Genomic DNA, 24,683 nt, shown 5'->3' on the forward strand with positions numbered 1-24,683 from the left:
AGCATTGACTCACAGCGTCACGAGCGCGGTCAATCGCTGTGAAAGCATCCGGTCCGGTGCCCCCGCCCACGCGGAGGGCGGCCCCCTCGTACACCCGGGAGCGTAGACCGTCCTGCCACGCTGGGCCGATGCGCTGGTCAGCGGGGTGACATACCGTTCTGGGGTGCGCGCGAAACGACGCTATCCGATCGAGCCCATGCTGCCTCTGCTGGTTGCCATGGGACAGACCTGGGGCACGGCGGGCGCGCAGAAGGCCCAGGTCCACCCGGGCGACCCGGCCACCCGCGTCCCGCTGGACCCCCTGGGATACGCGCTGGCGGCGGCCGGCCCGCTGGGGCTGCTCATGCGCCGCGCCCACCCCGTCGCGGCCCTCTGGGTCACGATCGCCGCCACCTGCGCCTTCGTGTACCAGGGCTATTCCTACGGACCGATCTTCCTCAGCCCGATCGTCGCGATCTTCAACGCGGTCATGGCCGGCCATCGCCGCGCCACCTGGCTCGCGGCCGGCACCTTCTACCTGTTCTTCGTCTCCTACGCCACCTGGATCGTCCCGACCCCGCTCGGCCTTTGGCACCACGGCGCGGTGGCGGCGGTCGTCCTGCTCGTGCTGACCGTCTCCGAGGTGGCCCGGGCCCGGCGCGACCAGCGCGTGGAGCGCGAGCGGGTCGAAGAGGAGGAGGCGAGGCGCCAGGTCAGCGAGGAGCGGCTCACGATGGCGCAGGAGCTGCACGACGTGCTCGGCCACAGCATCTCGCTCATCCACGTCCAGGCGTCCACCGCGCTGCACCTGATCGACGAACACCCCGAGCAGGCCCGCACCGCCCTGGCGACCATCAAGCAGGCCAGCAAGGACGTCCTCACCGAGATGCGGTCGGTGCTCGGCGTGCTGCGCGAGGGGGCGCCGAGGTCCCCGACGGCGGGCCTGAGCCGGCTCGACGAGCTGGTCGAGCGCAGCGGGCCCACCGTGACCAAGCGGGTCGTGGGCACGCCCCGGCCGCTTCCGCCCGGTGTCGAGCGGGCCGCCTACCGCATCGTCCAGGAGTCGCTGACCAACGTCACCAAGCACGCGCCCGGCGCGGGAGCCACGGTGACGCTGCTGTACCGGCAGGCGGAGCTGGTCGTCCGCGTCGAGGACACCGGCGCCACCCTCCCGGTCACGCTCGGCGACGAGCGGGGCGGCAACGGCATCCCTGGCATGCGCGAGCGCGCGGCGGCGCTCGGGGGATCGCTGACCGCCGCGCCCCACGGCCACGGCTTCCGCGTCGAGGCCCGCCTTCCCGTCCCGCCCGCGGCGGGCGACGACACATCCGAGGAAACCGAGTGATCAAGATCCTGCTGGCCGACGACCAGGCCCTCGTGCGGGCCGGGTTCCGCGCGCTGCTCGACGCCCAGGAGGGCATGGCCGTGGTGGCCGAGGCGTCCGACGGCGCGGAGGCCGTCCGGCTGGCCGAGATCCACGAGCCCGACGTGGTGCTCATGGACATCCGCATGCCCGGCATGGACGGCCTGACGGCGACGCGGAAGATGCCCGGAGACGTCAAGGTCATCATCCTGACCACGTTCGAGCTCGACGAGTACGTCTTCGAGGCGCTGCGCGGAGGCGCCAGCGGCTTCCTGGTGAAGGACACCGAGCCGGCCGAGCTGATCCAGGCCGTCCGCGTCGTGGCGGCGGGTGAGGCGCTGCTGTCCCCCAGCGTGACCCGGCGGCTCATCGCCGAGTACGCCTCCCGGGCCAAGGAGCCGTCCGCGATGGCGGGTCTCGACCAGCTGACCGAGCGGGAGAGAGAGGTCCTCACCCTGGTCGGCGCGGGCATGACCAACGACGAGATCGCCGTCAAGCTCTACATGGCCCCCGCGACGGCCAAGACCCATGTCAGCCGCGCCATGATGAAGCTCCAGGCCCGCGACCGCGCCCAGCTGGTCGTCATCGCCTACGAGTCGGGCCTGGTCAAGCCCGGGTGGCTCTGACAGACACCTGCCGGCCATCCGGTACCGGCTGACCGGGCGCACCGGGGAGTACGGCCACCGGCGCCGCCGATCGTCGTAGCGTTACGAAACTGTCACTGGCGGTCACCGCCGGTATCGGTTACGGTCCGCGAGGAGGCCTTTACGGAGGAGGATCTCGTGGAGCCGAGCCGACGACCGCACCCCGCGGCGGAAGACGCATCACGCGGCGGGCCGCCGCCGGCCGTGCCACGCGTCGATCCGCTTTCGGTGCGCGCCGCGTGACGTCGGCCGCCCTGTTCGCCGGTGGGCTCGCCGCCGGTCTGCTCGCCGGCACCGCCTCCTGCACGGCGGTGCAGGGAGGCCTCCTGATCGGCCTCGTCCAGCCTCCCCGCACCACGGGGGTGTCCTCCTGCTGTGCGCCCGGCGCAGCCCCCTCGCCGTCGAGCCCGGGGCTGGTGGCGGCGTTCCTCGGCGGGCGGCTGGCGACCCACACGACGGCGGGCGCGCTTCTCGGCCTGCTCGGCGGCGCGACGCCGGTCCCGCCGCAGGCCCGCGCGGTGCTGCTGATCGCATCCGGCGCCGCCGTGGCCCTCTACGCGACCCGCCTCCTCCTGCGCCACCGCCACCCCACCGAGGCCGTGACCTCCACCCCGCCACCACCGGCATCACCACTGCGGCGCCGACGCGGCGAGGAGCGGTGCGGCGAGATCGGCGCCGTCCTACGGCGGCTCGCCCGGCCTGGAGGCCACTCCCCGCCGAATCCGCCACGCCGGATCATGTCAGGGCGCGCGGCGGCGCTCGGGGCGGCGACGATCCTCGTTCCATGCGGCGTCACGCTCACCACCGAGGTCGTCGCGGTGTCCAGCGGTTCCTGGCTGGGGGGCGCCGCGGTGATGGCCGGGTTCACGGCCGGGACCGCTCCGGCGTTCGCCGCGCTGGGCCTGCTGCTGCGCCGGTTGGCGACGACGCGGCTCGCGGCCGTCGCGGCGCTGGCGGCCCTCGTCGCCGGCGTCGTCACCATGGCCGCCGGGCTGCGTCTGGGCGGGTGGCTGCCGGAGATCGAGACCTCGGCGCCGGCCGCCGCCGGCGCGTCCGTCCGCGCCGACGGCACCCAGGTGATCACCATCTGGTCGACCGACCAGGGCTACCGTCCCGCCGTGGCGGCCGTGGAGGCCGGACGGCCGACCGAGATCGTCTTCCGCACCCGGGAGAACCACGGATGCACGCGATCGGTGACCATCCAGGGTCACGACATCACCCTGCCCGTTTCGGGAGAGACGACCGTACGGCTCGCGCCCCAGAGCCCGGGAAGGCTCCGGTACGTGTGCGGCATGGGGATGTACACCGGCGTCATCGACATCAACCGGCCGGGCGCCCCTCCTGCCCGCTGACGTGCGGCGAGACCGGCGGGTCAAACGCGTTCCGCCGGACGGCAAGAACCTGTCGATTACGATCCGTCGCAGTGGATCACGTGCGACTCTGTCCCCCATGACGTGGTGGCATGGTGAACCGGAGGCGGCCGTCGCCCGGCACGCCGTGCCGATGCCCCGTGCTCCCGAGCCTTCCTCCGGAGGCGACCCTGGCGAGGGCGAGCTGCTGACCGCCGCCCACGCGGGCGACCCGGCCGCCGCCCACCGGCTCGGCCGCCTGTACGCCCAGCGCGGTGACCGGTCCGCCGCGCGCCACTGGTGGGAGCGGGCCGCGGCGGCGGGGAACATCGACAGCGCCTACAACCTCGGCATCTGGCACGAGAAGCACGGCAGTCTCGACGAGGCGATCACCTGGTACGAGCTGGCCGCCGGAGCCGGGGACGCCGAGGCGGCCGTCAACCTCGCCACCCTGCTGCTGGAACAGCGCGGGGACTTCCGCGGCGCGCGACACTGGTTCGAGAGCGCCGCCCGCGCCGGCTCGCGCCCGGCCGCGCGGCGGCTGGCGCTGCTGTGCGAGGACATCGGCGACGGCCTGGCGGCCCGCGACTGGCACCATCGGGCGGCCTCGGCCGGAGACCTGGCCTCCGCCCACGACCTCGCCTTCATGAGTTACGCGGCGGGCGAGGACGCGCAGGCACGCGGCTGGTGGGAGTACGCCGCGCGGGGCGGGCACGCCGACGCGGCCTACTACCTCGGCCGGCTGCTGCACGCCGACCGCGACCCGGAGGGCGCGGAGGCGCTCTACCGCCTCGCCGCCCGGGCCGACCACCCGGCGGCGGCGTCCCAGCTCGGCAGGCTCGCGCTGGCCCGCCGTGACCTGCGCACGGCGCGTGCCTGGTTCGAGCGGGCGGCGCACTTCGGCAGGGTCGAGGACCAGCGCATGGCGGGATTCGTCTGCGTCGAGCTTGAGGACCCCCGCGCGGCCAGCCACTGGTTCGGGCGGGCGGCGGCGAGCGGCGACCCCGAGTCGGCGTACAACTTCGGCCTGCTGCTCATCGCCGAGCACAGCGACCTGCGGGGCGGGCAGCACTGGCTGCGCCAGGCCGCGATGTGCGGGCATCCGGGCGCGGCCGCGGAGCTGTCCACCCTGCGGTCGGTCATCGGAAGCGCGGCCGACGCCGCCCCGAGGGCGGGAGAGCAGCCGGCGCCGCTGTGGGACCGCCCGGTGGAGCCCGAGCTGGTGGCCCGCGCCGAGCTCGCCGTCGCCGCGGCGGGCAGGCGGGGCGGCACCACGTTGCGGCTGGCCGACCTCACCGAGATCCTCGGCACGTGGGATCTGCTCACGCGGCGGCTCCGGGAGCCCGTCGACGTGGTGGCCTGGCTGACCGAGCAGAGCGGGCTGCACGCGAGCGCGATCGAGCACCTCGGGGCGGTGCGGGCGACGCTGCTGCGACCCGGCACGGCGCCGTGGCCGACGCCGTCGGAGATCGAGCACGTGCTCGCCACGTCCAGGCGGCTACGCAAACGCCTCGGCCTCACGTGACGCCGGCCTGGGGTCAGGCGAGGACGTCGGCGAGGCGGGTGTACGGCAGGCCGTGCGCGTCGGCCACCTGCTCGTAGGTGAGCTGACCGGCGTGGGTGTTGAGGCCGAGCGCCAGGGCGGCGTCGCCGCGCAGCGCCTCCTGCCAGCCGAGGTTCGCCAGCTTGACGGCGTACGGCAGGGTGGCGTTGGTGAGCGCGTAGGTCGAGGTGTTGGCCACCGAACCCGGCATGTTGGCCACGCAGTAGAACACCGAGTCGTGCACCTTGTAGGTGGGGTCGGCGTGCGTGGTCGGCCGGGAGTCCTCGAAGCAGCCGCCCTGGTCGATGGCGATGTCGACCAGCACCGAGCCCGGCTTCATGCGGGAGACCAGCTCGTTGGACACCAGGGTCGGGGCCTTGGCGCCCGGGATGAGCACGGCGCCGATGACCAGGTCGGCCTCCACGACCGCCTGCTCGATGGCGTAGGAGGTGGAGACGATGGTCTTCAGGCGGCCCTGGTAGATCGCGTCGATCTGGCGGAGCCGGTCGATGTTGACGTCGAGGATGCTGACGTCGGCGCCCATGCCCACCGCGATCTGCGCGGCGTTCAGGCCCGACACGCCGCCGCCGATCACCACGACCTTGGCCGGGGCGACGCCCGGCACGCCGCCCGGCAGCACGCCGCGGCCGCCGTTGAACCGCATCAGGTTGTACGCGCCCACCTGCGGCGCCAGCCGCCCGGCGACCTCCGACATCGGGGCCAGCAGCGGCAGGCTGTTGCCGACCTGCACCGTCTCGTACGCGATGCCGGTGATCTTGCGGTCGAGGAGGGCGTCGGTGCACTCGCGGGACGCGGCCAGGTGCAGGTAGGTGAACAGCACCTGGCCCTCGCGCATCCGGTGGTATTCCTCGGCGATGGGCTCCTTGACCTTGAGCACCATGTCGGCCTCGCCCCACACCTCGTCGGCGCTGTCGAGGATCTTCGCGCCGGCGAAGAGGTAGTCCTCGTCGGGGATGTGCGAGCCGAGGCCCGCGTCACGCTGGACGTAGACGTCGTGGCCGTGGCGGACGAGCTCGTGCACGCCCGCCGGCGTGGCGGCGACACGGTACTCGTGGTTCTTGACCTCGGCAGGCACGCCGATCTTCATCGCGTAATCCTTTCAGGATGCATGGGTCCGGGGCGCCTGCACGTCGGGCACCACGGAACTGACGCTGAACCCCGACGAGACTTCCCCGCTCGGTCAGAGACGGTTCCAGGCCTCGGTGAGGACGGAACGCAGAATAGACTCGATCTCGTCGAAGTGCTCCGGGCCGCAGATGAGCGGCGGCGCGAGCTGCACGACCGGGTCGCCGCGGTCGTCCGCCCGGCAGTAGAGACCCGCGTCGAACAGCGCCTTGGACAGGAAGCCCCGCAGCAGCCGCTCGGACTCCTCCTCGTTGAAGGTCTGCTTGGTCGCCTTGTCCTTGACGAGCTCGATGCCGTAGAAGTAGCCCGAGCCGCGGACGTCACCGACGATGGGCAGGTCGAGCAGCTTCTCGAGCGTCCCGCGGAAGACCGGCTCGTTCCTGGTGACGTGGCCGAGGATGTCCTCGCGCTCGAACAGGTCGAGGTTGGCCAGCGCCACGGCCGCGGCGACCGGGTGGCCGCCGAAGGTGTAGCCGTGGGCGAACATCGCCGAGCCCGACTTGAACGGCTCGAACAGCCGCTCGGAGGCGATCATCGCGCCGATCGGCGAATACCCGCTGGTCAGGCCCTTGGCGCAGGTGATGATGTCGGGCACGTAGTCGAACTTCTGGCCGCCGAACATCGTGCCGAGCCGGCCGAAGGCGCAGATGACCTCGTCGGAGACCAGCAGCACGTCGTACTGGTCGCAGATCTCCCGCAGGCGCTGGAAGTATCCGGGCGGCGGCGGGAAGCAGCCGCCGGCGTTCTGCACCGGTTCGACGAAGACGGCGGCGACGGTGTCGGGGCCTTCCATCTCGATGGCCCTGGCGACCTGGTCGGCGGCCCACCGGCCGTACTGCTCGGGGGTCATGCCCGGCACACCGCTGATCTCGTCGGCGCGGTAGTGGTTGGTGTTCGGGACACGCACCGAGCCCGGCACCAGCGGCTCGAAGAACTGCTTGAACGCCGGGATGCCGGTGATCGACAGGGCGCCCTGCGGGGTGCCGTGGTAGGCGATGGCCCGGCTGATGACCTTGTGCTTGAGCGGCTTGCCGGTGAGCTTGAAGTACTGCTTGGCGAGCTTCCAGGCCGACTCGACGGCCTCGCCGCCGCCGGTGGTGAAGAAGACGCGGTTCAGGTCACCGGGCGTGACCTGGGCCAGGCGGTGGGCCAGCTCGGCCGCCTTGGGGTGGGCGTACGACCAGAGGGGGAAGAACGCCAGCTCCTGCGCCTGCTTGGCCGCGGCCTCGGCGAGCTCGGTGCGTCCGTGTCCCATCTGCACGACGAACAGCCCCGCGAGGCCGTCCAGGTAGCGCCTGCCGTGGATGTCGTAGATGTAGGCGCCGTCGCCTCGGACGATGGTGGGCACCTCGCCGGCGTCGTAGGCGCCGTGGCGGGTGAAGTGCATCCACAGGTTGTCCTGCGCTGCCTTAAGGACTGCGGCCGTGTCGGTCTCGGGTCGCGTCATGACTATCTTTCCTCGTGATCTCGACTCCCCTCAGTGTGCATGCTCCGCATGAGCGAACACAACTGGTTGCGTGGCGACACTCTGCAAGAACTTCGGAATCCGTGATATCGGTCTGTAACCACGACGAAATTCGTTTGGGGATGTCGTAGGGAGAACCCGCGGCCCGGCCGGGCCTTCACGGCGTGGCGAGTACGGACGGCGGATATCCGCTGGTGCGGGCGCTGTCGGCTTACCGGCGCGGGTGCCGTCCTGTCTATGGTGCAATGTGTCGAATCCATGAGCTCCATCAGCGACGATGCGGGGGACAGAAATCCGTGACTCCTGACCAGATCGAGAACGCCGTCACAGCCGAGATGCCACGTGCGGTCGACGACCTGAGACGGCTCGTCTCCATTCCCTCGGTCGCCTTCCCCGGCTACCCCGAGGAGCCGGTGCTCGCGGCGGCCGCGGCCACCGAGGAGCTGCTGCGCAGCACCGGCCTGCCCCACGTGCGGCAACTGCCCGTCGAGGGCAGCTTCCCCGCGGTGTACGGCGAGGCTCCCGCCCCGCCCGGCGCCCCCACCGTCCTGCTGTACGCCCACTACGACGTGCAGCCCGCCGGGAACCCGGCCCTGTGGCGCACTCCCCCGTTCGAGCCCACCCTCATCGACGGGCAGCTGTACGGCCGCGGCGCCGCCGACGACAAGTCGGGCATCATTGCCCATGTCCTCGCCCTGCGGTCGTTCCAGGGCCGCTTCCCCGTGGGCATCAAGGTCATCATCGAGGGCCAGGAGGAGTACGCCGGCGAGCGGCTGGAGGCGTTCGTCGAGCGCAACCCCGACCTGCTCCGCGCCGACGCGATCGTCGTGGCCGACACCGGCAACCCCGCACCGGGCGACTCGGCCGTCACGACCTCGCTGCGCGGCATGGCCGCGTTCACCATCGAGGTCCGCTCGCTGAAGGAGGCCGTGCACAGCGGCCAGTTCGGCGGCGCCGCCCCCGACGCCCTGGCCGCGCTGATCCGCATGCTCGCCTCGCTGCACGACGACAACGGCGACATCCGCGTGCCGGGGCTGCCGCGTGGGATCTTCCTCGGCTCGGGGCCCTCCGAGGAGGGGTTCCGCGGCGCCGCCGGCGTCCTCGACGGGGTGTCGCTGGTGGGGTCGGGCTCGCTGGCCGACCGTCTCTGGGCCTCCTACGCCATCACCGTGACCGGCATCGACGTGCCGTCGGTGCAGGACGCCGTCAACGCCGTGCAGCCGGTCGCGCGTGCGCGCGTGACCGTCCGGGTGCCTCCCGCGGGCGACCCCGGCGCCGCCACCCACGACGTCGTCGAGCACCTGCGCCGCGTGGCTCCCTGGGGGGTGCAGGTGTCGGTGACCGACCAGGTCCTCGGTTCCGGCTTCCTCGCCGACACCGGCGGCCGCGCCAGGTCGGCGCTGAACCGCGCGATGGAGCGCGCCTTCGGCCGCCCGCCGCGCGACATCGGCGCGGGCGGCTCGATCCCGCTGGTCGCGACGCTGGTCAAGCAGTTCCCCGCCGCCGAGATCCTGCTGTTCGGCGCGGAGGACGACGCCGCCTCCATCCACGCTCCCAACGAGCGCCTCGACCTGGAGGAACTGCGCCGCGCCGCCACGGCCGAGGCCCTGTTCCTGGCGGACTACGGCAACTTCTGACCTGCTCGAGGACGTGCGGCGCTCAGATGCTCGCGAGCCGCCGCACGCCCTCGGACAGATCGGCGGCGTCGCCGGTGGCGGCGAACGCCAGGCGCAGACAGGCCGCCGGCGGCTCGGCGGCGAAATGGCGGCGGCCCGGTCCGACGGCGACGCCGTGCCGCCGCGCCGCGCTCGCGACCATCATGTCGTCGACGCCGGCCGGCAACCGGACCCACAGGTGCAGCCCGCCGAGGGGCGGCCGGGTGATGTTCCAGTCCGGGAGCTCGCGCACCAGGGCCGACGCGAGCCGTTCGCAGCGCTCGCGCAGCACCGGGGCCAGCGCGCGGACGTGCCGGTCCCAGGTGGGTGAGCTGAGGAGCTCGACCGCGGCCTCCTGCATCGGGCGCGTGACGAAGAAGTCGTCGACCAGCCGGATCGCCCGCAGCCGCTCCATCACCGGCCCGCGGGCGACCAGCGCCCCTATCCGCAGGCTGGGAGCCGCGGGCTTGGTGAGCGAGGTCAGGTGGACGACCGTGCCGTCATGGTCGTCCGCCACCAGAGGACGCGGCGGCGGCCCGCCGTGACCGAGGTGGCGGGCGAAGTCGTCCTCGATGACGAACGCCCCCGCGGCCCGCGCCACGTCGACCACCTGGCGGCGGCGCTCGGTAGCCAGCACCGTCCCGGTGGGGTTGTGGTAGGTCGGCTGGCAGTAGAACAGGCGCGCCCCCGTCATGGCGAAGGCCTCGGCGAGCAGGCCCGGCCGTACGCCGTCGTCGTCCAGCGGCACCGGCACCGGGCGCAGCCCCGCCGCGCGTGCCGCCGCCAGCGCCCCTGGATAGGTGGGGGACTCCACCAGAACCGGGCTGCCCGGCGCGGCCATGGCCCGGAACGCCATCGAAAGGGCGCTTTGCCCGCCCGCGGTGACCAGCACGTCGTCAGGGGTCACGCCACCGCCGGCCATCCTGGCGAACACCGCGCGCAGGGGCGCCAGCCCATTCGTCGGCGCGCGGTCCCAGGCATCGGGACGGCGCGCGGCGCGGGCGAGCGCCGCGCTCAGCGCCCGGGCCGGCTGCAGTGACCGGTGCAGGTATCCGCCGTCCAGCATGATCGTGCCCGGCGGAGGCGGTCCCAGCAGGTCGGTGATCGAGCCGGTGTCGACGGCCCGGTCGGCCAGCGCGACGGTCTGCCAGGTCGTGTCGGCCGCCTCAGGGCGCTCCCTTGTGCGCGTGGCCACGAAGGTGCCGCTGCCCGGCCGGGTGACCACGGCGCCCTCGGCGGCCAGCTCGGCGATCGCCCGCGACACCGTGCCGGGGCCGACACGATAGCGCTGGGTCAGCTCCCTGCTGCTCGGCAACCGGTCGCCGGGCGAGAGCCGGGCGATCAGGGCTCGAAGGCTGTCGGCGAGAGCGGCAGAAGTGCTACCGTCATACATGAGAGTTGACAGTAGCACTTCTATCTCCGCCTCGGAATCGCTACTCGACGTCGCCGCCCTGCGGGCCGACACCCCCGGCTGCCACGACGTCGTCCATTTCAACAACGCCGGATGCGGCCTGCTCGCCACCCCGGTCCTGACCGCGATGCTCGACCACCTCCACCTGGAGGCGCGGATCGGCGGATACGAGGCCTCGGCGGCCCGGGAGGCCGAGGTCCGCGGGTTCTACGGCGAGATCGCCGCGCTGATCAACTGCGGTCCCGAGAACATCGCGTTCGCCGGCAGCGCCACCCACGCCTACTCCACCGCCCTGTCCTCGATCCCCTTCGAGGCCGGGGACGTCATCCTGACCACCCGCAACGACTTCATCTCCAACCAGATCGCCTTCCTCTCCCTGCGGAAGCGCTACGGCGTCCAGGTCGTGCACGCGCCCGACACCCCCGAGGGCGGAGTGGACGTGGACGCGATGGCCGCCCTGATGCGCGCCCACCGCCCCCGGCTGGTGGCCGCCACCCACATCCCCACCAACTCCGGCCTGATCCAGCCGGTCGCCGAGATCGGGCGGCACTGCCGCGAGCAGGACCTGCTGTACCTCGTCGACGCCTGCCAGTCGATCGGCCAGTACCCGGTGGACGTGGCCGAGATCGGCTGCGACATGCTCACCGCCACCTGCCGAAAGTTCCTGCGCGGCCCGCGTGGCTCCGGCTTCCTGTACGTGTCCGACCGGGTCCTCGCCGCCGGCTACGAGCCGCTGTTCATCGACATGCACGGCGCCCGCTGGGTCGAGCCCGGACGTTACCGGCCCGTCGACTCCGCGGCCCGGTTCGAGGAGTGGGAGTTCCCCTACTCGACCGTGCTCGGCTGCGCCGCCGCCGCGCGCTACGCCCGCCGCGTCGGCATGGACGCCATCGCGGGCCGGTCGCCGGTGCTGGCCGCCCGGCTTCGCGAGGGGCTCTCCGCCGTCCCCGGTGTGCGGGTACTCGACCGGGGACCGCGGCTCGGAGCCATCGTCACGTTCGCGATCGAGGGGTGGCGGCCGCAGCCGTTCAAGGCCGCCATGGACGCCCGCGGCGTCAACTCGGCGCTCAGCTTCCGCGAGTTCGCCCAGTTCGACTTCGGGGACAAGGACGTCGAATGGTGCCTGCGCCTGTCACCGCACTACTACAACACCGAGGAGGAGGTCGACCGGGTCGTCGCGGCGGTCGGCAGCCTGAGCGGCGGCCACCGGGCGTAGGGCGCGGGCCGGACGGCGGCGGGAACGCCAAAGCCCCTCGTGCCGTCGCACGAGGGGCTTGCCGCTGTCCGTGCTTCCCGCGCCGGGGTCGTCCCCTGACCTCAGACGGTGATCTTGCCGGCGCCTGCGCCGGCGGTCACGATCGACTTCACGCTCGACGGGGTGTCCAGGGTGTAGGAGTAGGGAATCGAGGCCACGCTGCCTCCGGCGTCCCCGCTCCCGGAGTTGGAGAGGTAGTTGTCGCGGGCGACCAGGTTGCCCGCGGGCGAGCTGCCCTCACCGCGGTGGTAGGGGTCGCTGGTGTTCTCGAAGTAGTTGCCCTCGACCAGCACGCCCGCCTCCTTGGTGGAGGCGACGCCGTAGCTCTTCACCGACGCGTAGTAGTTGTTGTAGACGTGCACCGGGTTGCCGAAGCGCACGCGCGGGTGCCGCTGGGTGGTGCCGTCGAAGTAGTTGTGGTGGTAGGTCACCCGCAGGTGCCCGCGGTCCTCCGAGCCGTTGTCGTCGCTGTGGCCCAGCAGCATCAGCTTGTCGTGGTTGAAGAAACGGTTCCAGGAGACGGTGACGTAGTCGCTGGCGCGCTTGATGTCGACGGCCCCGTCGTATCCGTGGCTCAGCGTGTTGTGGTCGATCCACACGTTCGTGGAGTACTGGACGTTGATCGCGTCGTCGCTCCAGTCCCTGAAGGCGAGGTTGCGGATGATCACGTTCTTCGCCTGGGAGACGTTGAGGCCGCATCCGACGATGGTGGCGCCCGCGTTGCCGAGGATGCTCTTGTTCGAGGTCACCTTCAGCATCCCCGAACAGGTGATCGTGCCCGAGACGCGGATCACCGCCGCGCCCGAGGCCGACAGCGCGCTGGTCAGCGCCGAGGCGCTGCTCACCGTGGTCGGCGAGGTGCTCCCGCCGCCCGTGGTCCCGCCGTTCTGCGTGGCCCAGCCCACCAGGCCGGGGGCCGCCGCCTGGACCACCGCCGGGGCGGCCGACGCCGTGCCGTTGACGAGGCCGCCCACCAGCACCAGGCCGGTCGCCGCCAGGACGGCGCCGCCTGCGTTCCTCTTGCTCACGATCACGCCCATGATCACTCCTCGGCTCTTGTCCGGGCTTCGTGAAGCGTCCACATATATGTACGTCATACATGTGAGCGAACGACTTGAAAGGTAGGAACGGCCCTCACGGCTGTCAACCCGGCCGGTCACGCCGAGCGGCCGGGCGCCTGATCGACATGGGCCGCGAGGGCCACGAGCTGCGCGACCTCCCCCGCGACCGGTTTCACACACGTGAACGGCATGAAACGTTCACAGCAGGGCAACGCGAAGCGACCGCGATGGTGGTAGCTTTAAACTGACCAGTCAGTACAAAGAAGGGGTCCTGCGATGCCAGGCGAGCGTCCGGAGACGCCGGCGATCCTCGCGAGCGGCCTGTCCCTCAAGGGCGGCCACGGCTGGGTCTACCGCGACATCGACCTCGACGTCGCCGCGGGAAGCCTCCTCGCCCTCGTCGGAGAGTCGGGCAGCGGCCGCACCAGCCTGCTGCTGACGCTCGCCGGGCGCATGCGTCCCACCGACGGCACACTGGCCGTGGCGGGCCAGACCAAGCTCCACCGCATCCGGCGCCTGGCGGCGCTCGGCCTGGTCGACGGCGTCAACGACCTCGACGAGGGCCTGTCCGTCCGCGAGCACGTCCACGAGAGGCTGCGCCCGCACCGTCCCCTGCCGTACGCCGCCGTGCTGCGGGCCCGCGAGCTGCTCGGCCGTCCGTCCACCGGCCCGCGCCACGGCGGGCGCCGGCACCGCGACGACCAGATCGCCGAGGCCGTCCTGCTCGACGCCGGGCTCGACGTGTCCGTCCTGTCCGAGGGCGATCGCACCCTGGTGCGCTACCTCGGGCGCGACCAGCGGATGCGCCTCGGCATCGCCCTCGCGCTGCTCGACGAACCCGAGCTGCTGCTGGTCGACAACCTCGACGCCGGCCTGCGCGACGACCAGCGCGGCGCCCTGCTGACGACGCTGCGGGGCCTCACGGGCCGCGGGCTGACCGTGGTGGTCGCGGCGACCGAGCCGCCCGCCGGCGTCGACGCCGTCGTGTCCCTGGTCCGCGAGCAGGACCTTCATCCCCACGTGCCGGAGACGGCCTCCGAACCCGAGACCGGCCGCCCGCACGACGACGCCGCCCACCAGGCGCACCAGACTCAGGACGACACCGCCCGCGAGGCGGAGAAGACGTCGCGGCCGGACGGCCCCGCCGGGGCGGCGCCGGTGACGACCCCCGCGACGTGGAAGGAGCAGTCGTGAGGAAGCCGCTCCCGCTTCACCTCGGGCGGTTGGAGCTTCGCCGGTTCACCAGGTCACGCCTGACCCGGGCGGCGCTGGCCGCCGTCGTGCTCCTCCCCCTGCTGTACGCCGGGCTCTACCTCTGGTCGTTCTGGGACCCTCAGGGCAACCTCGACCGCATCCCCGTGGCCCTGGTCGTGGCCGACAGGCCCGTCACGGTCGACGGCAAGACCCTCGACGCGGGCGCCGACCTCGCCGAGGAGTTGCGCCAGCGCCGGGTCTTCGCCTGGCACCAGGTCGACGCGCGCCGGGCCGACCAAGGGGTGAAGGACGGCACCTACTACCTCTCCCTGACGATCCCCGAAGACTTCAGCGCCGACCTCGCCTCGCCCAACGGCGACGGCTCCCCCACCCCGGCGCAACTCGGCGTCCGCGTCGACACCGGCCGCAGCTACATCATGCGCACGATCTCCGACGCGGTGTTCGCCGAGGTCAGGGATGCCGCGAGCCGCAGCGCGATCCGCGGCTACCTCGACAAGATCTTCCTGTCGTTCGGCGAGATCCACGACGCCACGGCCAAGGCCGCCAAGGGCGCCGACAAGCTGAGCGACGGCACCGCGCAGGCCAGCAAGGGCGCCGCCAGGCTCGAGAACGGGCTCGGCGACGCGCAGAAGGGCACCCACCGCCTGGCCACCGGCGCCGCCGCCGCCCAGAACGGCGCGTCGCGGCTCGCCGGAGGGCTCGCGACGGCGCAGCGTGGCGCCGAGACCCTGCGCCGCGGTCTCGTCCAGCTCGACCAGGGCGCGAAGAAGGTCGCCGCCGGCAACGCCCAGGCGTACAAGAGCGTCCACGCCTACTCCCGCACGATCAACGACGCCGCGAACAAGTACGTCCCGATCCTGAAGGGCGACGGCGAGAAGATCCGGCAGGCCGCGCTCACCGTGGCGAAGGGCGCCGACCTCCTCGCCGACGGCCTCGGCGACCTTCCCTCCCAGATCAACGCCGACGCCGAGCGCGCCCAGCGCGACCTCGCGGCGGTGGAGGGCTGGCTCGACGACCACCCTGACGCCGACCCCAAGCTGCGGGCGCTGCTGCGCAGGGCCTCGAACTCCGCGCAGGCGCTCGCCGACGCCGCGGGCCGGTTGCAGGAGCGCGTCCAGTCGCAGCAGGACGCCATCGACGAGGTGCGGCACGACGCGCGCGCGGTCGCCGTCGCCGCCCGCAAGCTCGCCGCCGCCGCCCCCACGCTCGGCACCAAGCTCGACGCCGCCCGCGACAAGTACAACCAGCTCGACAGCGGCCTCAAGCAGCTCGCCGCGGGCTCGGCCAAGCTCAGCCAGGGCGCGGGCACCGCGGCGCAGGCCACCGGCCGGCTCGGTTCGGGGCTGTCCCAGCTGAGCAACGGCGCCAACCAGCTCAGCGGCGGGCTCGCCGCGCTCGGCCAGGGCGCGGGCAAGCTCGACGCCGGCATCGGCAAGCTGCACGCGGGGGCGGGCGACCTCGACCACGGCCTCGACCGGCTGGCCGACGGCTCCCAGCAGCTGGCGAGCGGCCTCAGCGACGGCGCCGGCAAGATCCCCGACTACACCGCCCCCGAGCGCGACAGCCGCACGGGCATGATGAGCGACCCGGTGCGCCTCGACAGTGAGATCGACAACCGGGTCCCCAACTACGGCACGGGTTTCGCGCCCTTCTTCGTGCCGCTCGCGCTGTGGGTCGGGGCGATGGTGGTCTACATGGTGCTGCGCCCGATGAACCCGCGCCTTCTGGCGGGCTCCGCCCCCGCCTGGCGGATCGCCATGGCGGGCTGGGTCCCCGGCGTCACCATGGGCTTCCTGCAGATCGCGGTGCTGCTGGGCGTCATACGCTTCGGCCTCGGGCTGCAGGCGGCGAACTGGGCGGGCATGATCGGCCTGCTCGCGCTGACGGTCTGCGCCTTCCTCGCGATCGTCCAGGCCGTGAACGCCCTGGTGGGCCCGCCCGGCCGCGTGCTCGTCCTGGCGCTGCTGATGCTCCAGCTGACCTCCGCGGCCGGCACCTACCCGATCGAGACCTCGCCCGGCTTCTTCCAGGCGATCTCCCCGTGGCTGCCCATGAGCTGGGTGGTGCGTGCCCTGCGGCGCCTGATCAGCGGCGGTGACGCCGCGGTCGTGTGGCAGGCTTGCGGCGTGCTCACCGCTTTCACCCTCCTCGGCCTGGCGCTCACCGTGCTCGCCGTCCACCGGAGCCGCACCTGGTCCCTGCGCCGCCTGCACCCGGAGCTGTCGCTATGAGCCGCATGGAGACCCAGCTCAAGCTCTACATGGCCGCGGTGGAGCTGATCGCCGAACAGGGCTACAGCGCCACCACCGTCGACGCCATCGCCGAGCGCGCCGGGGTGGCCAAGGGCACGGTGTTCTACAACTTCGGCAGCAAGGACGCCCTGTTCGCGGCCCTCCTCGAACACGGCATCCACCGGCTGGCCGACTCCCTCCACCAGGCCCGCCAGTCGGAGCCCGGCGACGCGCTGCGCCGGCTCGACGCGGTGGTGATGGCGCAGCTGCGCTTCTTCGAGGAGTACGGCGCGTTCGCCAGGGTCCTGCTGGCCGAGATGTGGCGCACCACCTGGCAGGACGCCGTGGCCCGGCTGCGCGAGCAGGCCCTCGGGGTGTACGCCGACGTGCTGCGCGAGGCCGTCGCGGCGGAGCTGCTGCGCACCGACCTCGACGTCGAGACGGCGGCGACGGCCGTCTTCGGCATGGTGCTGACGGTGTCGATCGAGCACCGCGCGCTCCACCCCGAGCGCCCCCTGACCGAGATCCACTCCACCCTCGTCGACCTGCTCCACGGTCGCATAGCCGGCCGGAACGCCGCCGCGGCGTCCTGAGCCCGGCAGGGTCAGGTGCCGGCGGGCGGCGACGAGAGCAGCCGGTGGAGCTCGGCAGGGGAGGCGTTCGCGCCGGTGCAGGCGAGGGCGACCTTCCGGCCCGCGAACTCCTCCCTCCTGGCGAGCAGGCCGGCGAGGGCGGCGGCGCCGGCGAGTTCGGTCAGCGTGTGCGCCTCGTACAGCAGGATCCGCTGGGCCTGGCGGATCTCCTCGTCGCTCACCAGGATGAAGTCGTCCAGGTCGCGCATGATCCTCTGCGGCGTCGCGAAGGCCGAGCCGGTGGCCAGGCCGTCGGCGACCGTCCCCACCGGACGCCGGACCAGCTCACCGGCGCGCCAGGAGTCGTGCGCCGTGGGAGCCAGTGACGACTGCACGCCGATGATCCGGCAGCGGGGTGCGACGGCCTTGGCCACCAGGCACGCGCCCGCCGCGCCCGTCCCCGAGCCGATCGGGACGAAGATCGCGTCGAGGTCCGGGCACCGGTTGAGGATCTCCAGGTACAGCGTCCCGACCCCGGCGATGAGGTCGGGCTCGTCCGCCGGGCTGATCAGACGGTTGCCCTGCACGGCGGCCAGGGTGGCGGCGTACTCGCCCGCCTCGACCATCGTCGCGCCCTTGACCTCGATCGCGGCGCCGAGCGCCTCCAGGGCCGCCACCTTCGACGGGTTCGGGTTCTCGGGCATCACGATCGTGCACGGGACGCCGAAGGCCCGCGCGGCGTACGCGATCGACTGGGCGTGGTTGCCCGTCGAGTAGGTGAGCACCCCCGCCTCCCGCTGCTCCTCGGGGAGCCGCGCCATCAGGTTGATCCCGCCTCTGACCTTGAACGCGCCGGTCGGCTGGGCGTTCTCGTGCTTGAGGTAGGTCTCCGCCCCGGTCCGCCGGTCGAGCACGGGGTACGACCACAAGGGCGTCTCGGGCAGGCGGGGAGCGATCAGCTGGGCGGCATGGAGGACGTCGGTGACGGACGGCGAAGTCGTTTGCACGGAGACCACGCTCGGGCATCGGCCATCCATAGGTCCAATGCCAACCCACGCTCTTTCCCATAGATATGGTTGATAGATGCTCGATGTCCTGCGCTTACGCGTCCTCGATGCCGTGGCCAGGCACGGCTCGGTGACCGCGGCGGCCCGGGAACTGCACTACTCCCAGCCTTCGGTCAGCCACCATCTGGCCCGGCTGGAGGCCGAGACGGGGGCGAAGCTGGTCCAGCGAGTGGGGCGGGGCATCCGCCTCACCGAAGCGGGGCGGCTCCTGGCCGACCGTGCCGCGGAGATCATCGGCCGGCTCGACGCCGCGTCGAACGAGCTGGCGGCGCACGTCGGCCTGCGTTCCGGGCGGGTACGCCTCGCCGCGTTCCCCTCGGCGCTTGGCACGTTCGTCCCCGCGGCGGCGCTGCGGCTGGCCCGCGAGCACCCCGGCCTGGACCTGCGCCTCATCGAGGCGGAGCCGCCCGAGGCGCTCGCCATGCTCCGCGCGGGCCAGGTCGACGTGGCGGTGACGTTCCGGTACGGCACCTCGGGGCTCGGTACCGACATGGGGGTGGACGGCGCCGGCGCCGGCGGGGTGAGGACGGTCGGCCTGTTCGAGGACCCGGGGTTCCTGGTCACCCCACCGCAGGTGGATCCGGGCGGGGAGCTCGGCTCGTACGCCGGCGCGAAGTGGATCGCCGGATGTGACCGGTGCAGGAGCCACCTGCTGGCGCTGTGCGGCGCGGCCGGGTTCGACCCCGCCATCGCGTTCACCACCGACGACTACGTGGCGGTGCAGGCCATGGTCGCCGCCGGGCTGGGTGTCACCGTACTGCCGCGCCTGGCGCTGTCCGCCCATCGCCACCCCGGTGTACGGCTGAGCGAGATCCCCGGCTCCAGCAGGAACGTCATCGCCGCGGTCTACGGCGAGCCGCCCGATCCTCCGGCGACGGCGGCCCTGGTCCGCGCGCTGGCGTCCGCGGCCGAGAGCGCCGCCCTCGACGGCGCCGCGGGGTCACCGGCCGGGGCCGCCGCGGCGATAGGCTCGTGACCTTCGAGGAGGGGAGATCATGGTACGGGAGCCGAACATCTGCGACGCCTGCGCGCGCCTGCGGTTGCGCCGCAATCCCGAGGCGGAGACCTCGGCGGACCTGTGGACGCCGCACTGCGACGCGTTCCCGGAGAAGGTCCCGGACGCGATCTTCTTCGGCGGTTTCGACCATCGGAATCCGTATCCGGGCGACAACGGCATCCGGTTCGTCCTCAAAGACTACGGAGAGATGCCGCTGCGGCTCTACGAGGAGCGGGTGCGGGCCTCCTGAACCTCAGTTGAAGATGCTCTCCAGTTCCCTGCCGATCGCGCTGGCGAGCGGACGCGGGGAGCTTGACGACATGTACTCCGCGAACGCCTCGGCGATCATCTCGTGTGGTTCGGTGGCGCCGTAGCCGCCCAGTTCCTCCCTGACCCGGGCCGCGGTCGCCGGATGGAACATCCCGCCCTGGACATCGACCCTCCGGCCGAGCACGTCCCGGATGGCCTGATTCAGCCGCCGCTCGCCACTGGGCGGCAGATTGACGAGAAGGTGGTGGCCGAATTCGTGATGGACGATCGCCTGCACGGATCGCCAGCCCTGTGAAAGCCAGCCGGAGTTCATGTTCGCCGCGTACCTGGACGCGACGACCTGGTGGTCCGTCAGCTGGTGAGGGTCGAAGTAGATGCCGCGATCATCACCGGCCAGCACGGAGTAGGCGCCGCGGCCGTCGGATCCGAACCTGCTCCTGGGGTCGCTCACGCCGATCTCCTTCAGCTTGGCCATCACATTCGGGAACCGCTCGCCGAGCCGGTCGAGGGCGTCGCCGAACTCTCGCGCGATGCGCGGATCCATGGCGACCGACGTGAAGTCGATCCTCGGCGCGAACGGCCCCAGCCTGTCGACGAGCCTCCGCTGGACCCGCGCCTCGGTCTCGGCGAGGACGCGCAGTTCGTCAGAGGTGAACCGCCGCGCCCCCGGCGCGGCCCCTCCGGTCATCGCGGCCGGTGTGTCGTGCAGGGGCCGACGGGCGCCGAGCAGACGGCGAAGACGGTTCCGGACGGCGCCGGCCACGCCCTTTCCGAGGAAACGTTCGAGCTGATGCCGGAAGACGGCCCAGGACCGCTGGGCGCCGCCGCGCAAGGTCAGGATCGCGGCCCGCGCCGGGACGGCACCGATGCCGGCGAAGGCGGCCGAGGCGACGAGCCACGCCAGGGCCGCGGCCGCGCAGGTGATGAGGAGCACCTTGAGCGCCTCGACGATGTCGGCGGCGACGTCATGGACATCGGCGAAGGCGTGCAGGGTGGTGGCGAGGTTGGGCAGGTGGGAGGAGTCGTCGCCGTCTTTGTGGTACTCGGCCCAGAAAGCCCGGAACGTTTCGACGTGGTCCCCGATGTCGTGCGCCCCGATCTTGTGGAGTGCGGCGTCGGCCAGCGGGATGACGTCGGTGGTGAGCGCCTTGGCGCAGGCACGGTAGGCGGTGGCGCATGCGCGGAGCCCGTCCTCGTCCTGGCCGGGCCAGGGCACCCCCAGCAGGCCGAGCCCCGCTTCGAGCGCCGGCGGGAGCATCAGCGCCATCGCGACCGCCCGACCGTCAGCCGCGGTGCTCCCACGGTCGGTTCGAGACGTGCGTCCAGGCTCCACGCGGTCCCCGTCAACGCGTCCCGTCCCCCTTCGCTCCGGACCCGGCCGTTGACGGCCGAGTCAAGCCCACCCCGCGAAGACATAGATTATTCACCAAAAGCGACGGCCGGCTTGACCGGCCGCCCACAGCATTCGATGCGATGGCGGCCCGGAAACCGGATGGCCCCTGATCCTGAGCGGGTCCTACTATCAGCGGCATGCCACACCTGACCACGCTCGCGGTGTTCGCCGCCGCCACGCTCGCGCTGCTGCTCGTCCCCGGGCCCGCCGTCGTCTACATCGTGACCCGCAGCGTCGCCCAGGGCCGGGCCGCCGGGCTCGTGTCCGTGGCCGGCATCCACACGGGGTCGGTCGTGCACGTCGTGGCCGCCGCCCTCGGCCTGAGCGCGCTGCTGGCGGCCTCGGCCACGGCGTTCACGCTGGTGAAGTACCTCGGCGCGGCCTACCTGGTCTACCTCGGCCTGCGCAAGCTCTTCGACCGGTCCGGCTCCCTGGCCAAGGAGGTCGCGCCGGTCTCCCGGTCACGCCTGTTCGGCGAGGGCTTCGTGGTGAACGTGCTCAACCCGAAGACGGCGATCTTCTTCCTCGCCTTCCTCCCGCAGTTCGTCGACCCGGACCTCGGGCCGGTGGCGTTCCAGGTCACGGTGCTCGGCCTGGTCTGGATCGCGCTCGGCATGGCGAGCGACGGCGGGTACGCCCTGCTCGCCTCCGCCCTCGCCGGCCGCGTGCGCCGCTCCCCCGTGGCCGCGCGCCGGCTCGACGTCACCAGCGGCCTGGTGTACATCGGCCTCGGCGCGGTGGCGGCCTTCGCGGGGGACGGCACGGCCAAGGCGTAGCGGTCATCCGGGCTGCCGGTGGAGGCGCCGCAGCGCGAGGGCGAGCTGCAGGCGCAGCCGTCCCCGCGGCTCGCGGACCGGCCAGCCGAGCAGGTGCTCGGCCTGCGCCAGCCGCTCCTGGAGCGTGGAATGGTGCACGTGCAGCGCCACCGCCGCCGCTCTCAGGCTGGAACAGGAGGCGACCGCGTCGAGCGTGGTGAGCATCCATCGGGCGGCCGCCCCCGCGCGCTCCAGCGCCTCCACGTCGGGCACCGGCGCCGTGCCGGGGCCGACCGCGGCGGCGAGGACGGCGAGCCCGCCGAGCTCGTCGGCGTACACCACCCGGGGACCGGGGTCCTGCTCGCCGCCGTCGGCGGTGAAGCGCAGCGCCGTGCGCGCGGCGGCCCAGGACGCCGGCAGCTCGAGCAGGGGGACCACGGGCCCGACTCCGGCCCGCCCGTCCCTCGCCGCCGGCCCGGCGCCCGCGCGTCCGTCGTTCTCCTGCCGGGGCCGCGCCCCCGGGCCCGGCACGGGCTCCAATCGGGCCACGCCACCGGGCAGCGCCACCGCGCGGGCCAGCGGCGCGGTCAGGCCGAGCCGCCGGGCGGCGGCCAGGCGGACCAGCGCGTGCGCCGAGGCGTCGAGAACCGTCTCGACCAGCGCGGGGTCATCGGGGGCCGGCGAGCCTCCCCTCGTCCGGTCGAGGACGACGCGGACGGCGGCCGCGAGGCGCTCCAGCACCATCGCGTCCACGGCTCCGGCGGGTCCGGCGCGCTCCAGCCACACGGCCGACGGCCCGCCGGGCGCCAGCGGCAGCCGGAGCCACGAGTCGTCGGCCGGACCGGCGTCGTCGCGGCGCCGGCCGTCCGGCTCGACCCGGACCCGCAGGCGGCGTTCGTCGTCCACCAGGCGGGCGGGGCAGCCGGACAGCACCGCCGCCCCGCGGACCAGGGCCTCCAGGCCCGCCCGTCCCTCGATCAGCCGATCGAAGTACGCGATCACCTGCACCGCGTCGGCGGCGGCGGCGTCGAAGGCCGCGAGACGGCCGGCCAGCTCGCGCATGGATCAATTCTGCCCGACGGCTGCCTCAGTGCTCGACGGTCTCGCTCCGCCCGGTGGCGACGACCGCCGCCGCGGGGCGATAACCCTTCGCCGAGCTGGAGTCGGCCCCGGTGGCGAGGGGCGCTCAGCCTCCCAGCACTCGGCGCAGCCAGCGCGTGCGCGCGTTCTTGGCGTCCTGCGAGATCGCCGCCTGCGGGGCGAAGCCGTCGAACCCGTGGTACCCGCCGGGCCACACGTGCAGCTCGGCCTGGCCGCCCGCCTGCCAGATGCGGGAGGCGTACGTCACGTCCTCGTCCCGGAACGTCTCGGCGGAGCCGACGTCGACGAACGCCGGGGGCAGCCCGGACAGGTCCGCCGCCCGGGCCGGCGCGGCGTACGGGGAGACGTCCGGCCCGCCCCGCAGCTCGCCGAGCAGGGCCGTCCACCCGGTCTCGTTGGCCGTGCGGTCCCAGACCCCGCGGCCCGCCATCTGGATGCTGGACGGCGTGTCGTTGCGGTCGTCCAGCATGGGACATATCAGCATCTGCCCGATCAGCGCGGGACCGCCCCGGTCGCGCGCCATCAGCGCCACCGCCGCCGCGAGGCCACCCCCCGCGCTGGCCCCGACAACGAGGACGCGCTCGCGGTCGACGCCCAGTTCCTCGGCGTGCTCCGCCGTCCAGACCAGTCCCGCGTAGCAGTCCTCCACGGGAGCGGGATGGGGGTTCTCGGGCGCCAGCCGGTACTCAACGGAGACCACGACGAGCTGGAACTCCTGCGCCACGTCGAGAAGGTCGTCGAGCCCGGTGCGGTTGTCACCGAGGATCATCCCGCCGCCGTGGATCACGTACAGCGCGGCGAGCGGCGTGGCGGCGGCCGCGGGACGGCAGATGAGCAGCGAGATGTCGGGCGCTCCCGCCGGGCCGGGCACGAGGCGTTCCTCGACGTCGAACGCGCCGCCACGGCCGAGCTGCTCGTTCGACACGGCCGGCGCCTGCCGGAGATGTTCCCGCATCTGCGGGATCATCTCCGGCAGGAACGCGGGCGGGAGCTGCATCATCTCCAGGGCGGCGGCCAGCTCCGCGTCGAACGGCGGCGGCGGTCCGACCCGGTCGGACTGTGGAACGGACGGTTCTGAGGTGGTCGTCATCGGCTCTCCCAGCATCGGGCTACCAAAGGTGACCGGTCCCGCCGACCGTAACAACACCGGCACCCCCGACAACAGCGCCACACGGCGGCCCCTACCCGCCAACTGGCGGGTAGGGGCCGCACCGGCCGGGATGATTCGTCCACCCGGCCTGGCCGGGGCCCCGATACGGTGATCATCGGGCCATGGCTCGTCGGGAACCCTACGTCTCAGCGGCCGGCCTGCCCTCCGCTTCCACATCGATGCCCTCCTCCCCGGCGGCAGGGATCTGGTGGCCGCGGCCGGTGAGGTGGGGGACGCGGCTCAGATGACGAGGCCTCGCCCACCCGGCTCAGGTGGCTGATCCGCTTGGAAGGCGGCCTGATCCGCGAGATGTGGACGTATCGCAACACCGGCAACCAACGCGAGGCCGACATCCAGCAGCCTCGCCCAGTGGTGTTCACACAAACGGCCGATCAAATACATTGCGTTACGACATGATTACCTTGTGCATCCTGTCGAATCACCCTTGGCCGGTTTCATCGATGAGTCGATACATACCGACGCACAGCTGTACGCCGTCGGCCTGGTGCTGGCCCACCCCGCTCTCGCGGAAGAGGTCAGGAAGCGGCTGTGCGCGGTCATACCTAGCGCTCGCGCCCCCCACTGGTCCCAGGAGGACGCCCCGACCCGCGCCGCGTTGATTCAGGAGATCGCGTCTCTGCCGATCTCGGCTCGCGTGTACGGCTGCCGCTTTGAGCGCCCCAAGCGCAAGGAGGCCGCTCGCGCCCGAGCTCTCACTTGGCTGATACAGCAGTTGCCCGGCGGGACGCGGTGGATCGTGCTGACAGAGCGCGAAATGAACCAGGATCGGCATGATCGCAGGGTCCTCGGCGGCCTGGCAGGACGACCCCCTCGCTTCGAGTACAGCCATGCCCCGTCGGCCAAGGAACCACTTCTCTGGGTGGCGGATGTCGTCGTCAGCAGCACGGCCAAGGCGCTGGCCCTTGGTGAGGAGCCGAGCAGAGTGGGACTGGGCTCAACGCTCTCATACGTCGGCTGCGAGCCCACATGACCAATGAACGCGAAAGCCGGGCCACCTCCTGCGGAGGTTAACCCGGCCTCACTTCATAACCCGGAGTGGG

The 24,683-nt window shown here is 72.6% G+C and carries 21 protein-coding genes; 13 read left to right on the top strand and 8 right to left on the bottom strand.

The features are described 5' to 3' along the window. The first annotated feature begins 163 nt into the window (after positions 1 to 163). The 4 genes from KIK05_RS00910 to KIK05_RS00925 all read left to right on the top strand — a co-directional run bounded on the left by KIK05_RS00910 (position 164) and on the right by KIK05_RS00925 (position 4,860). A complete protein-coding gene (locus KIK05_RS00910) occupies positions 164 to 1,324 on the top strand; it encodes a sensor histidine kinase (RefSeq protein WP_214408539.1) in 1,161 nt (386 codons plus the stop codon). Beyond that, the gene (locus tag KIK05_RS00915) at positions 1,321 to 1,968 is read left to right on the top strand and encodes a response regulator (RefSeq protein ID WP_214408540.1); all 648 of its coding nucleotides are present in this window, start codon (positions 1,321 to 1,323) and stop codon (positions 1,966 to 1,968) included. Before KIK05_RS00910 ends, KIK05_RS00915 begins: the two co-directional genes overlap by 4 nt. A gap of 257 nt (positions 1,969 to 2,225) precedes the next feature. Continuing rightward, positions 2,226 to 3,338 (top strand): sulfite exporter TauE/SafE family protein, encoded by a 1,113-nt coding sequence (locus tag KIK05_RS00920; protein WP_214408541.1) that lies wholly within the window; start codon positions 2,226 to 2,228, stop codon positions 3,336 to 3,338. Positions 3,339 to 3,435: 97 nt separating this feature from the next. After that, a complete protein-coding gene (locus KIK05_RS00925; RefSeq protein WP_214408542.1) occupies positions 3,436 to 4,860 on the top strand; it encodes a tetratricopeptide repeat protein in 1,425 nt (474 codons plus the stop codon). Positions 4,861 to 4,873: 13 nt separating this feature from the next. On the opposite strand, the gene ald is transcribed toward KIK05_RS00925, so the two are convergent. Together ald and KIK05_RS00935 are read right to left on the bottom strand one after the other, a co-directional pair. Next, positions 4,874 to 5,986, bottom strand: coding sequence for an alanine dehydrogenase (ald, locus tag KIK05_RS00930; RefSeq protein ID WP_214408543.1), 1,113 nt, complete (start codon positions 5,984 to 5,986; stop codon positions 4,874 to 4,876). 93 nt (positions 5,987 to 6,079) lie between these two features. Continuing rightward, positions 6,080 to 7,471 (bottom strand): aspartate aminotransferase family protein, encoded by a 1,392-nt coding sequence (locus tag KIK05_RS00935; RefSeq protein ID WP_214408544.1) that lies wholly within the window; start codon positions 7,469 to 7,471, stop codon positions 6,080 to 6,082. Positions 7,472 to 7,785: 314 nt separating this feature from the next. Between KIK05_RS00935 and KIK05_RS00940 the strand changes: the two genes are divergently transcribed. Next, entirely contained in the window at positions 7,786 to 9,126 is a 1,341-nt protein-coding gene (locus KIK05_RS00940; protein ID WP_214408545.1) for a dipeptidase, read from the top strand. 22 nt (positions 9,127 to 9,148) lie between these two features. On the opposite strand, the gene KIK05_RS00945 is transcribed toward KIK05_RS00940, so the two are convergent. After that, positions 9,149 to 10,537, bottom strand: coding sequence for an aminotransferase-like domain-containing protein (locus tag KIK05_RS00945; protein WP_214408546.1), 1,389 nt, complete (start codon positions 10,535 to 10,537; stop codon positions 9,149 to 9,151). Here KIK05_RS00945 and KIK05_RS00950 point away from each other — a divergent pair. Then, positions 10,536 to 11,771, top strand: coding sequence for an aminotransferase class V-fold PLP-dependent enzyme (locus tag KIK05_RS00950; RefSeq protein WP_214408547.1), 1,236 nt, complete (start codon positions 10,536 to 10,538; stop codon positions 11,769 to 11,771). The two genes, KIK05_RS00945 and KIK05_RS00950, sit on opposite strands and share 2 nt — an antisense overlap. Before the next feature lie 101 nt (positions 11,772 to 11,872). On the opposite strand, the gene KIK05_RS00955 is transcribed toward KIK05_RS00950, so the two are convergent. Further along, the gene (locus KIK05_RS00955; RefSeq protein WP_214408548.1) at positions 11,873 to 12,850 is read right to left on the bottom strand and encodes a pectate lyase family protein; all 978 of its coding nucleotides are present in this window, start codon (positions 12,848 to 12,850) and stop codon (positions 11,873 to 11,875) included. Positions 12,851 to 13,147: 297 nt separating this feature from the next. On the opposite strand from KIK05_RS00955, the gene KIK05_RS00960 reads away from it, so the two are divergent. The 3 genes from KIK05_RS00960 to KIK05_RS00970 are packed head-to-tail and all read left to right on the top strand — an operon-like array spanning position 13,148 to position 16,910. Continuing rightward, complete coding sequence (locus tag KIK05_RS00960; RefSeq protein WP_214408549.1) at positions 13,148 to 14,065, top strand: ATP-binding cassette domain-containing protein; 918 nt, start codon at positions 13,148 to 13,150, stop codon at positions 14,063 to 14,065. Further along, positions 14,062 to 16,317 carry a YhgE/Pip domain-containing protein gene (locus KIK05_RS00965; protein WP_214408550.1) on the top strand — a complete coding sequence of 752 codons (2,256 nt, stop codon included), beginning with the start codon at positions 14,062 to 14,064 and terminating at the stop codon, positions 16,315 to 16,317. The genes KIK05_RS00960 and KIK05_RS00965 overlap by 4 nt, the downstream gene beginning before the upstream one ends. After that, on the top strand, positions 16,314 to 16,910 hold the full coding sequence (locus KIK05_RS00970) for a TetR/AcrR family transcriptional regulator (RefSeq protein ID WP_214408551.1): 597 nt from the start codon (positions 16,314 to 16,316) through the stop codon (positions 16,908 to 16,910). Before KIK05_RS00965 ends, KIK05_RS00970 begins: the two co-directional genes overlap by 4 nt. 11 nt (positions 16,911 to 16,921) lie before the next feature. On the opposite strand, the gene KIK05_RS00975 is transcribed toward KIK05_RS00970, so the two are convergent. After that, positions 16,922 to 17,896, bottom strand: a complete 975-nt coding sequence (locus tag KIK05_RS00975; protein ID WP_308249679.1) for a threonine ammonia-lyase — start codon at positions 17,894 to 17,896, stop codon at positions 16,922 to 16,924. A 76-nt stretch (positions 17,897 to 17,972) separates the two neighbouring features. Between KIK05_RS00975 and KIK05_RS00980 the strand changes: the two genes are divergently transcribed. Beyond that, positions 17,973 to 18,932 (top strand): LysR family transcriptional regulator, encoded by a 960-nt coding sequence (locus KIK05_RS00980; protein WP_214408553.1) that lies wholly within the window; start codon positions 17,973 to 17,975, stop codon positions 18,930 to 18,932. A 19-nt stretch (positions 18,933 to 18,951) separates the two neighbouring features. Then, positions 18,952 to 19,203: a hypothetical protein gene (locus tag KIK05_RS00985; protein WP_214408554.1), complete on the top strand. Its 252-nt coding sequence runs from the start codon at positions 18,952 to 18,954 to the stop codon at positions 19,201 to 19,203. A 3-nt stretch (positions 19,204 to 19,206) separates the two neighbouring features. Here KIK05_RS00985 and KIK05_RS00990 read toward each other — a convergent pair whose 3' ends face one another. Continuing rightward, complete coding sequence (locus tag KIK05_RS00990) at positions 19,207 to 20,490, bottom strand: hypothetical protein (protein ID WP_214408555.1); 1,284 nt, start codon at positions 20,488 to 20,490, stop codon at positions 19,207 to 19,209. Between the two features lie 263 nt (positions 20,491 to 20,753). Here KIK05_RS00990 and KIK05_RS00995 point away from each other — a divergent pair, with 263 nt between their 5' ends. Beyond that, positions 20,754 to 21,392, top strand: coding sequence for a LysE family translocator (locus tag KIK05_RS00995; protein WP_214408556.1), 639 nt, complete (start codon positions 20,754 to 20,756; stop codon positions 21,390 to 21,392). 3 nt (positions 21,393 to 21,395) lie between these two features. Here the strand turns inward: KIK05_RS00995 and KIK05_RS01000 are convergent, their stop codons facing one another. Together KIK05_RS01000 and KIK05_RS01005 are read right to left on the bottom strand one after the other, a co-directional pair. Continuing rightward, on the bottom strand, positions 21,396 to 22,433 hold the full coding sequence (locus tag KIK05_RS01000) for a helix-turn-helix domain-containing protein (RefSeq protein ID WP_214408557.1): 1,038 nt from the start codon (positions 22,431 to 22,433) through the stop codon (positions 21,396 to 21,398). Positions 22,434 to 22,557: 124 nt separating this feature from the next. Next, a complete protein-coding gene (locus KIK05_RS01005; RefSeq protein ID WP_214408558.1) occupies positions 22,558 to 23,562 on the bottom strand; it encodes an alpha/beta hydrolase in 1,005 nt (334 codons plus the stop codon). A 484-nt stretch (positions 23,563 to 24,046) separates the two neighbouring features. Between KIK05_RS01005 and KIK05_RS01010 the strand changes: the two genes are divergently transcribed. Next, entirely contained in the window at positions 24,047 to 24,613 is a 567-nt protein-coding gene (locus KIK05_RS01010) for a hypothetical protein (RefSeq protein ID WP_214408559.1), read from the top strand. The last annotated feature ends 70 nt before the right edge of the window (positions 24,614 to 24,683 follow it).

Origin of the sequence: Sphaerisporangium fuscum, from assembly GCF_018531465.1 — a bacterium.
GTDB lineage: Bacteria > Actinomycetota > Actinomycetes > Streptosporangiales > Streptosporangiaceae > Sphaerisporangium > Sphaerisporangium fuscum.

Coding starts and splice junctions, on each gene's coding strand:
- KIK05_RS00970 (WP_214408551.1), top strand. CDS start 16,314: ATGAGCCGCATGGAGACCCAGCTCAAGCTCTACATGGCCGCGGTGGAG.
- KIK05_RS00995 (WP_214408556.1), top strand. CDS start 20,754: ATGCCACACCTGACCACGCTCGCGGTGTTCGCCGCCGCCACGCTCGCG.
- KIK05_RS01000 (WP_214408557.1), bottom strand. CDS start 22,433: ATGCGCGAGCTGGCCGGCCGTCTCGCGGCCTTCGACGCCGCCGCCGCC.
- KIK05_RS00950 (WP_214408547.1), top strand. CDS start 10,536: ATGAGAGTTGACAGTAGCACTTCTATCTCCGCCTCGGAATCGCTACTC.
- KIK05_RS00985 (WP_214408554.1), top strand. CDS start 18,952: ATGGTACGGGAGCCGAACATCTGCGACGCCTGCGCGCGCCTGCGGTTG.
- ald (WP_214408543.1), bottom strand. CDS start 5,986: ATGAAGATCGGCGTGCCTGCCGAGGTCAAGAACCACGAGTACCGTGTC.
- KIK05_RS00960 (WP_214408549.1), top strand. CDS start 13,148: ATGCCAGGCGAGCGTCCGGAGACGCCGGCGATCCTCGCGAGCGGCCTG.
- KIK05_RS00935 (WP_214408544.1), bottom strand. CDS start 7,471: ATGACGCGACCCGAGACCGACACGGCCGCAGTCCTTAAGGCAGCGCAG.
- KIK05_RS00925 (WP_214408542.1), top strand. CDS start 3,436: ATGACGTGGTGGCATGGTGAACCGGAGGCGGCCGTCGCCCGGCACGCC.
- KIK05_RS00955 (WP_214408548.1), bottom strand. CDS start 12,850: ATGGGCGTGATCGTGAGCAAGAGGAACGCAGGCGGCGCCGTCCTGGCG.
- KIK05_RS00945 (WP_214408546.1), bottom strand. CDS start 10,537: ATGTATGACGGTAGCACTTCTGCCGCTCTCGCCGACAGCCTTCGAGCC.
- KIK05_RS00990 (WP_214408555.1), bottom strand. CDS start 20,490: ATGGCGCTGATGCTCCCGCCGGCGCTCGAAGCGGGGCTCGGCCTGCTG.
- KIK05_RS01005 (WP_214408558.1), bottom strand. CDS start 23,562: ATGACGACCACCTCAGAACCGTCCGTTCCACAGTCCGACCGGGTCGGA.
- KIK05_RS00980 (WP_214408553.1), top strand. CDS start 17,973: ATGCTCGATGTCCTGCGCTTACGCGTCCTCGATGCCGTGGCCAGGCAC.